The sequence below is a fragment of the Streptomyces sp. NPDC007157 genome (assembly GCF_040634235.1).
Taxonomy (GTDB): Bacteria; Actinomycetota; Actinomycetes; order Streptomycetales; family Streptomycetaceae; genus Streptomyces.
Genome location: NZ_JBEYFE010000034.1, coordinates 86,417 through 96,241 on the forward strand (window position 1 = coordinate 86,417; position 9,825 = coordinate 96,241).

Consider the following 9,825-nt stretch of genomic DNA (forward strand, 5'->3'; position numbering starts at 1 on the left):
ACGTACCGGCATGCGATCCGACGACCTTCGAAGCAGGGGGAGTTCAGTCATGGGTGGGCTACGGCACAGGCCGCTGCGGCGGGCACGGCTGTGGGTGGTCGGCGTCACGGCGAGCGCGGTGGTGGCCACCGGCCTCGGCACCGCCCCCGCGGTGTGGGCGAGCGAACGGCACGGCCACCACACGGTGGACGCGCCAGCGGTGGCGACCGGTACGGCCGTTGCCTTCAAGGCGAAGACTGCCGCGCGCAAGGACCCGGCGAAGGCGGCGGCAGCCCGGACCGCCGGGGCCGTCGCCAGGCCGGTGACCTGGCCCACCGCTGCCGCCAAGGCCATGAAGGTGGGCGGGGGTTCGGCCGCGGCAGCTACCGTCGGGAGTCTTCCCGTGCGGCTGACAGGCCCCGCCGAGGGCGCTGCGGCCGCGAAGGTCACCATCCGTACGGCCCCGCACAGCACGGCCACCGCCCTCGGTATCCACGGCGCCGTCCTCTCCCTCACCCGCGCCGACGGGCCGAAGGCCGCTGCCAAGACCCGCTTCACCCTGGACTATTCGGGCTTCGCGAACGCCTACGGCGGCGACTACGCGTCCCGGCTCTCGCTGGTGCGCCTGCCGTCCTGCGCGCTGACCACCCCGGTCCTGAAGAAGTGCCGTACCGCGACGCCACTGCCCACGAAGAACGACACGGCGGCCCGCACCCTCACCGCCACGGCGCCCCTCACCCTCTCCACCATGACGGTCGCCGCAACCGCCGCGGCGAAGTCGGGCGCTGGTTCCTACCAGGCGACGTCCCTGAACCCGTCCGCGTCGTGGAGTGCGGGCGGCTCCAGCGGTGACTTCACCTGGTCGTACCCGCTGTCGGTGCCGCCGTCCAACGGAGGCCCGTCCCCCAACCTGGCGATCACCTACGACGCGCAGAGTGTGGACGGACGGCTGCCGTCGACCAACAACCAGCCCTCCTGGATCGGTGAGGGTTTCGATCTGACGACCGGATACATCGAGCGGTCCTACGACTCCTGTGACGACGACGGGCAGTCCGGCAAGAATGACGAGTGCTGGGCGAACGACAACGCCACCCTCGTCCTCGGCGGCAAGTCCAGCCCGCTGATCAAGGACTCGACGTCCGGCGAGTGGCATGCCAAGGCCGACGACGGCGAGCGAATCACCCACTCCACCGGCGCGACCAACGGCGACAACGACGGCGAGTACTGGACCGTCACCACCGCGGACGGCACCCAGTACGTCTTCGGCAAGAACCGTCTGCCGGGCTGGACCACCGGTGATGCGGTCACCAACTCCACTTGGACCGCCCCGGTGTTCGGCGACGACTCCGGCGAACCGGGCTACGACCAGGGGACGTCGTTCTCCGGCCGCGCGCTCACCCAGGCCTGGCGCTGGAACCTGGACTACGTTGTGGACCCCCACGGCAACGCGATGTCGTACTGGTACACCAAGGAGACCAGCTACTACGCCAAGAACGGCACCACGACCGACAACGGTACGGTGTACGACCGCGGCGGCTACCTGAGCCGGATCGACTATGGGATCACGTCCTCGACGGTGTTCGGCACGGCGCCGGAGAAAGTCTCCTTCACCACCGCCGAACGCTGCCTGGTGACCAGCAGCGAGAACTGCTCCTCGCTCACCTCCAGCACCGCCTCGCACTGGCCGGACGTGCCGTTCGACCAGGTCTGTGCCTCGGGCAAAGTGTGCACGGCGACCGGGCCGACGTTCTTCTCCCGCAAGCGGCTGACCGGTGTGACCACCAGCATCTGGGACGCGAGCCAGACCCCACCCGCATACCGGGACGTCGACACCTGGGCTCTTGACCAGTCCTTCCCCGACCCCGGCGACGGCACCTCCCCAGGCCTGTGGCTCAAGTCCATCACCCGCACCGGCAAGGACGGCTCCACCAAGGACATGCCGCCGGTCACCTTCGCCGGCGTCCAGTTGTTCAACCGGGTCGACACCACCCACGACGACATCGCCGCGCTGGTCAAGTGGCGGGTGCGGACAATCACGTCGGAGACCGGCTCGGTCTTGACCGTCAACTACTCCGACCCGCAGTGCGTGGCGGGTAAGACCATGCCGAGCGCGCCGGATTCCGACACCCTGCGCTGCTTCCCGACGTACTGGCAGCCGCCGTTCACGGCCGATCCCCAACTCGACTGGTTCCACAAGTACGTCGTCACCCAGGTCACCGAGTCCGACCCGACCGGCGGGGCCCCGCTGAAGGAGACCGACTACACCTACAACGGCTCCCCGGCCTGGCACTACGACAGCGACAACGTCACCGCCCCCGCCAAGCGCAAGACCTGGTCGCAGTGGCGCGGCTACGGCAGCGTCACCACGACCACGGGCGATGCGCAGTCCACACGGACGAAGACCGTAGCCACCTACTTCCGCGGCATGGACGGCGACAAGCAGTCCGACGGAACCACACGCAGTGCCAAGGTGACCGACTCCACCGAGACTTCGGTGACCGACGACGATCCGCTCGCCGGGAACGTCCGCGAGTCGATCACCTACAACGGTTCCGCCGAGGTGTCCGGCACGATCACCGACCAGTGGCTCCACCAGACAGCCACGGACGGCACCCGCAGCAGCTACTTCACCCGCCCGGCAGCGGTGCACACCCGCACCGACCGGTCCTCAGGCGACCCCCGCAACACCCTGGTGACCACGACGTACGACCCGACGACCGGTGCGGCGCAGACGGTCGACGACGAAGGCGACACGGCCGTCCAGGGCGACGAGCAGTGCACCCGCACGACGATCGCGAACAACACCACCGACTGGCTGATGGCCTTCCCCACCCGGGTCGAGACGGTCGACGTGGCCTGCGATGCGGCGACGACCCGCCCCGACGACGTGGTCTCCGATGTCCGTACCCTCTACGACAGCCAGGCCTACGGCACCGCCCCGATCCTCGGCGACGAGACGTCCACGCAGCGCCTCTCGTCGTACAGCAGTGGCAGCCCCGTCTACCAGACGGTGTCTACCTCCCACTACGACACGCAGGGCCGCGTCGACTCGGTCAAGGACGCGGACCAGAACACGGTCAGCACCACCAAGTACACGCCCACCACTGGCGGCCCGTTGACCAGCACGGTCACCACAGACGCCAAGAACTACTCGACCACCACCACCTTCGACCCGGCGCGTGGCCTCGCCACCTCGGTCGTCGACCCCAACAGCAAGCGAACGGACTACGCATACGACGGCCTCGGTCGGCTGACCAGCCTGTGGCTGGCCAACCGCTCCAAGTCCTCGGGACAGTCCGCGAGCCTCGTCTACACCTACGCGATCTCCAACACCGTCGCCTCCGCAGTCTCCACGGGCAAGCTCAACAACGACGGCACGACGTACGACACGACATACGCCCTCTACGATGCGCTGCTGCGACCTCGCCAGACCCAGACCCCGGCGCCGGGCGGCGGGCGGGTCATCGCGGAGACCAAGTACGACAGCCGCGGTCTGGCCGTCGAGTCCGACGCCGACTACACCGACAACGTCTCCCCGTCCGGGGCCTTGGCGAACATCACCTCCGCGGTCCCGTCCCAGACCCTGACCACGTTCGACGGCGCGGGCCGTGCCACGGCGGAGGACTTCTACGCGCTCGGCACCAAGCGTTGGACGACCTCCACGGCGTACGGCGGTGACCGGGTCACGATCACCCCGCCCCAGGGTGGCATCGCGACGACGACTCTGACCGACACCCTCGGCCGCACCGTCGAGACCCGGCAGTACGACAACGGCACCCCGACCGGCACCTACACGTCCATCAAGTACCACTACGACGCGAAGAGCCGGCTGAAGGAGGTCGTAGACGACGACGGCAACACGTGGTCGTACGGCTACGACCTGATGGGCCGCAAGACGACGTCGACGGACCCCGACACGGGTACGACGCAGACGACGTACGACGACCTGGACCAGGTCGCCACGACCACCACGGCACTCGGCACAGCTGACGAGAAGACGCTCAGCTACACGTACGACATCCTCGGCCGCAAGACCGACATGTACGACGGCAAGACGAAGGACGCGGCGCACGAGCTGGCCAAGTGGACCTACGACTCGGTGGCCAAGGGGCAGCCGACGTCGGCCATCCGGTACGTCGGCGGCTCTTCCGGGTCCGGGAGTGCGTACATCAGTCAGATCGGTGCTTACGACTCCCTGTACCGGCCGACCCTGACCCGAGTCACCATCCCATCGGTAACGGGAGAGGAGGCGCTGGCCGGCACGTACACGTCGACCACCGGCTACAACCTCGACGGAACCATCCAGGTCACCTCCGACCCGGCCGCTGGCGGACTTCCCGCCGAGTCGCTGGAGTACGGCTACAACGATCTGAGCATGCCGACGACGCTGAACGGCGCCACCGGCTACGTTCAGAACACCACCTACACCAAGCTCAGCGACATCAGCCAGCTCACGCTGGGGGTTTCCTCCTCGGACACCGCCAAGTGGCTCCAGATCACCAACACCTATGAGGACGGCACCCGCCGCCTCCAGCGGGAACTGGTCACCGACGACGCGCAGAGCGCACCCGTCCAGGACACGACGTACACCTACGACGACGCGGGCAACCCGACGAAGGTCGCCACGCACGCCGACGGCCTCGACGACGTCCAGTGCTACCGCTACGACGGCCACGACCGGCTCACCGAGGCCTGGACGGCCACCGACGGCTGCGCCGCCGCCGCGTCCACGGCGGTCCTCGGCGGCCCGGCACCGTACTGGCACAGCTACGCCTATGACGACCTGGGCAACCGCAAGACCGACGTCGACCACGCGACCACGGCGGGCGGTTCGGACACGTCGACGTCGTACGGGTACCCGCCGGCGGGCGGCACCCAGCCGCACACCCTGTCGTCGTCGACGACGACCAAGGGCTCCACGACCACCAAGAACAGCTACACCTACGACAGCGCGGGCAACACCCACACCCGCACGCTGGACGGCAAGACCCAGACGCTGGACTGGGACAGCGAGGGCCACCTCACCAAGGTGACCAACGCGGACGGGACGTCGGCCTCCTATCTCTACGACGCCGACGGCAACCGGCTCCTCTCCCGCGACGACTCCGGCACCACCCTCTACCTCGGCGACACCGAACTGCACGTAGCCAAGGGCGCGACGACGGCCACGGGCACGCGGTACTACACCTGGGCCGGCCAGACCATCGCCGTGCGCACCAGCACGGGCGGCCTGCAGTGGCAGGTCACGGACGCCCACGACACCGCCGAAACCGCGGTGGACGCGACGACACAGTCGCTGACCCGCCGGCGCCTCGACCCCTTCGGCAACGCCCGCGGCACCCAGCCGAGCTCGGGCTCCTGGCTGGGCGACAAGGGATTCGTCAGCGGTGTCGTCGACGCCACGACGGGGCTGACACACCTCGGAGCGAGAGACTACGACCCGACCATCGGCCGCTTCGTCTCGGACGACCCAGTCCTCGAGCTGACCGACGCCCAGCAGATCGACGGGTACACGTACGCGGCGGACAACCCGATCACGGGCAGCGACCCCACGGGCCTGATGAACGTGATGGACCCCGGTGGCGACGGCGGCTGCCCTACCACCGGCTGCACGTCCTCCTCCACCACGAGCGACGGCGACGGAGGCGGAACCCACCACAGCGGCAGCGGCACAAGCGGCGGAGGGGGAGGCAGCTCGCACCACAGCTGCGGCTGGTCCTTCTCCTGCTACGCCAAGAAGGCCTACCACGTCGTCCAGCGGCACCCGGTGATCGCGGCGGTGGTGGCCACGGCGGCGGTGGTCGGGGTGGTCGCCTGCGTGGCTGCCACGGCGGGCGCCTGCGGAGCCGTCCTGGCGGCCGGCGCCGAGGGATTCACCGCGGGCGCCGAAATGGGCGGCCTCGGAGCAGCGGTCACCGGAGCCGCCGTCGGGGTGGCGAGCGAGGGTGGGGCGGTCATCGCTGGCGAGGTAGGTATCGCCACCGCCGGTGCGGCGGCCGTCACTGAGGGGGCCGAAACCGCCACCGCGTCGAAAGCGGCAAGCAGATCCGGGGCTAAGGAGGCCAGCAGCGCGTCGGAGAGCACGGCCAGTTCTGGAGCGGCGAAGGCGGAAGACCGTGCGGAGACGGCCAAGCCCAAGCGTGTGGCCACTCCCTCCAAGCGCGGTACTGCGACGGTCCGGTGGGACCCTGAGATGGGCGACTCAGGCCACGCCACCATCCGCGTCCACGCTCCCGGCCACCCAGTGCTGGAGACGGAACAGGTGATCAACGGCGTCCCCGACATCAACGGGTCCTTCAGCGGTCAGCCCACCACTGCGGACATCGCAGAGGAGCTCGGCCCCAACACCATCGAGCGAACTTTCGATCTGCCGGACGCTGGCGCCGCGCGGCAGGCGCAGGAGGACTCCATCGACGCGGACCTGGGTCCGTACGATGGAATCCACAACAGCTGCGTGACCTACTGTGTCGACATCCTGCGGGCAGGCGGTGTCGATATCCCGGCGGGTGCCAGAGGAATGATCAGACTGAAGCGAATGCTGGACGAGTAGTCCAGGACGTCCCGAAAACAACGCCGAAACGAATGCTGGAGTTAATTCCGGTGCCCGAAGAAGAAAACCCGAATCAGATCCTTGCGGAGATCATCGTCAGTAAGAAGGTCGGCGGTCTGCATCTTCGTCGGGTCGGTGAGATTCTGGTTGCCCGTGAGGAAATGAACCACTGGCTATACACGACCGGGAACCGAGAGCTTTCCTCGGAGGAGTACATCGAGATCACCGAACGGGTGCTGGAGCTCGAGGAGGCCTACATGCGGGCCTGGCGTGAATGCGAAAGCGCAGAGCGGCAGTGGTGGCTCTCCGTGGGGTTGTCCAGGCTGGATGCCGCGCTGCGGGAGGCGGCCGAGTACTTCGGTGAGATCGGACGCAGGTAGAGAGGAATCGATGGGAAAGGGGACACCGGCGGAACGCCGTTCCGCCGGTACCGAGACCATGGTGGACGTGCTGCTGCGCTGGGCATGGATCCGGCGCCGCACGTCCGCGCGGGACATTGCGGACTTCGACGGCGGGCGGGCGCTGCGGGTTGTTGGGTTCACGCAGAGCATCGGCGGGACGGTCAAGGTCTCGGTCGGCAAGGGCAAGCAGATCGCGAGGCTGAGGCAGGGCTACCTTCGGCTCGCCGCAGGTGAGGCGCCGGTCTGGAACGACGCGCGAGGAGGCCGGAGCGCAACCCTCCAGGCGCCGTTCCAGCTGAAGCCGACGGCCGGGAAGGTACGCCTGGCCCGGAAGTTCGAGCGATACGAACTCGTCACGGGCGCGGGGACGTATGACCTGGCGGTGCCTAGGAAGGACGGGGAGCTGGTACGGCATGTGTTGGGCGGCGGGGCGGGGACTCGCCAGTGTGATGCGCCAGAAATCCCTAGGAATTAGTACTCCAGCAGGATTTCGCTGTCTGACATGCGGGTTTTGCTGGGCCGCTGGAGTGTAGCGGGCTGTGGAGTGATCAGGGGCGGTCTCATTGAGGCCGCCCCTCGAACGTGCGACACCGCCGCAGGTAATGACAGCGGGTGGGAAAGCTTCCCCACGTGATCTTCGAGAGTGCTGCCGAGCAGTGGGACCTTGAACTGGATGACCTCTTCGTGACCATAGGTCATCGCTTCGGCCGTGTGGAACTTCGCCGCCGTATGCGTGACTACGTACGCGGACTGCTCGCCCCCGGTGGCTCGAAAGAACAGCTGGCAGCTGGCCGAACAGGCAGGCCACGCTCCCGGTTGCCTCTTCTGGTTCGCGCAGCGGATCCTCTGTGAGGACAACGCCGCCAGTGGCAGGATGAGTTGGGGCGAGAGTCGGGGTTTCGTGCGGGGTGACAGGCGGCAGATTCAGACGGCGGTCCTGGGTAGTGCGGGCTCGGAGGAGCCGCTGATGCTGCCGCTGGAGGCGATCGAGGTGGACGCCTTCCGCCGCCGTCACGAGCACGACACGTTCTGGTTCGGGCTGCTGCTTGACCGGGTCTGCCACTTCGCCCACCACCCGGGCCCCGACGAGCAGCCGCACCTGTGCGGCCGACGCGCCCGCGGGGTCAGCAGCGCCGACCACCTGTATGTGAAGTCCGCGGCCGCCGCCTGGCTCCGTAGCCGGGATCTGCGTGCCGACGTCGAGTTCGTTCAGTAGGTGTTTTTCTTCCTCCCCGCTGTGACCGGTAGAGCGGCGTCTGCGGATCAGCTCCCTGACGGCAGGTGCGTTCCCGCTGGTCGTGTTCCTAACCGGCTTCTGGCGTGCCGAACGAGAACTTGTATCCGGTGAAATCTGCGAGGTGGACGTAGCCGATGCGCTGGTAGAGGGCATTGCTCGTGGGGTTGGCCGGGTCCGTGAATAGAACGACGTCCGTCGCGCCTGCAGCCAACGCGGCCCTGCTCGCCTCGACCGTCACGGCGCCCGCGTAGCCACGGCCCCGGAGGTGGGCCGGGGTGTAGACGGGGTCCACCCGGACCATCCCGCCGACGATCGATGTCGCGGCCGCCATGGAGACGGGAGTGCAGTCCGGGGTCTCCCAGAACGTGAAGTGTCTGTCACCGAAGCGTGAGTCTGCCCAGGAGCCGGCATCGATCAAGTCGATGGAGGCCTGTTCCCCGACGACGACGCAGAACTCACGACACCAGCGCACGACTTGTTCGTGGTCCTGTGCGCCCGTCACGCGAGCCCGGCCCTCAGCTAGCGGCTGCGGTGGTGTCAGCGTGCCGAGACGATAGAGGTGCGTGCGCCAGAAAGGAACCGGTGCTGCGCCCGTCTGCCGTTGCCATGCATCCGCGAAGGCTGTGGCGGTGTCGTGGTCCGCGAGGACACCTGAAGGAGAGTGGCCGAGGTCGGCCAGGTGAGCCGCGAGGGTGCCAGTCTGCTCGGCAGAAAGGGGAGTGACCCACAGGTATCCGCGCGGCGTGCGATAGAAGATGGCACGGACTTCACCCCCGGACTCCAGCCGCCCGAAAAGGGTGGCTTCGGCACCCCGCGCGTCAGTCCTGCGTGTCCGCAGTTTCTCGATGTCCGTCAACGGCGTGTTGTGCAGGGCAGGTCGTGAGCGCAGGAAGTCTCCGGTTCGGGCGAGGAAGTCGTTGACGTCTTCAGTGAATTGCCAGTCATCCGGGAGCATGGTTCATGATCTCGGAAGTGCTCGACTCGGGGGAGCAGTTCGTTCAGAGGTGTTGTCGCCGCCACGGCCGATGCAACGCCTTTCAGTCACGTGACGAGCTGCTCCTGATCAGGCACGGGTTTTCCTCGTCCACTCGCTGGTGCGGGGGCTCTTGCGGGTGAGGCGTCGGGTCATCATGGTGATGAGTGCCCAGTTCAGGTGTGCTTCGGAGTGCTGGGGCAGGCGTTCGTAGTCGCGTGCGTTGCGGCGGGCGTTCATGCACCAGCCGATCGTGCGCTCGACTTTCCAGCGGCGGGGCAGGACGACGAAGCCCTTGACGCCTTTGGGCCGGGAGACGATGCGCAGGGTGAGCCAGAGGCGGTCGCGGGCCGAGTCCACGAGGTCGCCGGCGTAGCCGCGGTCTGCCCAGACCTGGGTGATCTGTGGCTGGGTGAGGCGCAAGCGCCAGAAGACGTCGCGCGCGGCGTCGCGATCGTGGACGTCGGCGGGCGTCACCGTGATCATTACCGGCAGGCCGAGCGTGTCCACGGTGATATGTCGCTTGCGGCCGTTGATCTTCTTCGCGGCGTCGTAGTGCAGGGACCGGTCTCAACCAAGGCAGCGTCTCGGACCGACTCCGTCAACTCGAACAGGCAGGCTGGCTCACCAGCAGGCCCGAAGACGACGCCAGCTGGCTCAGCCGTGCAACTCCAGGACGCGGCCC

The 9,825-nt window shown here is 67.8% G+C and carries 6 protein-coding genes and 1 pseudogene; 5 read left to right on the top strand and 2 right to left on the bottom strand.

The window, feature by feature from the left end; all coding sequences use genetic code 11:
- The first annotated feature begins 49 nt into the window (after positions 1-49).
- The 5 genes and pseudogenes from ABZ642_RS40630 (at position 50) to ABZ642_RS40650 (ending at position 8,146) form a co-directional block, all read left to right on the top strand.
- The gene (locus ABZ642_RS40630) at positions 50-6,529 is read left to right on the top strand and encodes an RHS repeat-associated core domain-containing protein (protein WP_360494784.1); all 6,480 of its coding nucleotides are present in this window, start codon (positions 50-52) and stop codon (positions 6,527-6,529) included.
- Positions 6,530-6,579: 50 nt separating this feature from the next.
- A complete protein-coding gene (locus ABZ642_RS40635; protein WP_360494787.1) occupies positions 6,580-6,909 on the top strand; it encodes a hypothetical protein in 330 nt (109 codons plus the stop codon).
- 58 nt (positions 6,910-6,967) lie between these two features.
- The gene (locus tag ABZ642_RS40640; protein WP_360494790.1) at positions 6,968-7,405 is read left to right on the top strand and encodes a hypothetical protein; all 438 of its coding nucleotides are present in this window, start codon (positions 6,968-6,970) and stop codon (positions 7,403-7,405) included.
- Between the two features lie 194 nt (positions 7,406-7,599).
- Positions 7,600-7,735, top strand: a pseudogene (locus tag ABZ642_RS40645) (IS701 family transposase); the annotation flags it as partial.
- A gap of 162 nt (positions 7,736-7,897) precedes the next feature.
- A complete protein-coding gene (locus ABZ642_RS40650) occupies positions 7,898-8,146 on the top strand; it encodes a hypothetical protein (protein WP_360494804.1) in 249 nt (82 codons plus the stop codon).
- An 88-nt stretch (positions 8,147-8,234) separates the two neighbouring features.
- Here the strand turns inward: ABZ642_RS40650 and ABZ642_RS40655 are convergent, their stop codons facing one another.
- A complete protein-coding gene (locus ABZ642_RS40655) occupies positions 8,235-9,122 on the bottom strand; it encodes a GNAT family N-acetyltransferase (protein ID WP_360494792.1) in 888 nt (295 codons plus the stop codon).
- A 108-nt stretch (positions 9,123-9,230) separates the two neighbouring features.
- Positions 9,231-9,701, bottom strand: coding sequence for a transposase (locus ABZ642_RS40660; protein WP_360494798.1), 471 nt, complete (start codon positions 9,699-9,701; stop codon positions 9,231-9,233).
- Positions 9,702-9,825: the final 124 nt, after the last annotated feature.

Excerpts from the sequence above, each read along its gene's own strand:
- ABZ642_RS40630 (WP_360494784.1), top strand. The coding sequence starts at position 50 with ATGGGTGGGCTACGGCACAGGCCGCTGCGGCGGGCACGGCTGTGGGTG.
- ABZ642_RS40640 (WP_360494790.1), top strand. The coding sequence starts at position 6,968 with ATGGTGGACGTGCTGCTGCGCTGGGCATGGATCCGGCGCCGCACGTCC.
- ABZ642_RS40650 (WP_360494804.1), top strand. The coding sequence starts at position 7,898 with ATGCTGCCGCTGGAGGCGATCGAGGTGGACGCCTTCCGCCGCCGTCAC.
- ABZ642_RS40655 (WP_360494792.1), bottom strand. The coding sequence starts at position 9,122 with ATGCTCCCGGATGACTGGCAATTCACTGAAGACGTCAACGACTTCCTC.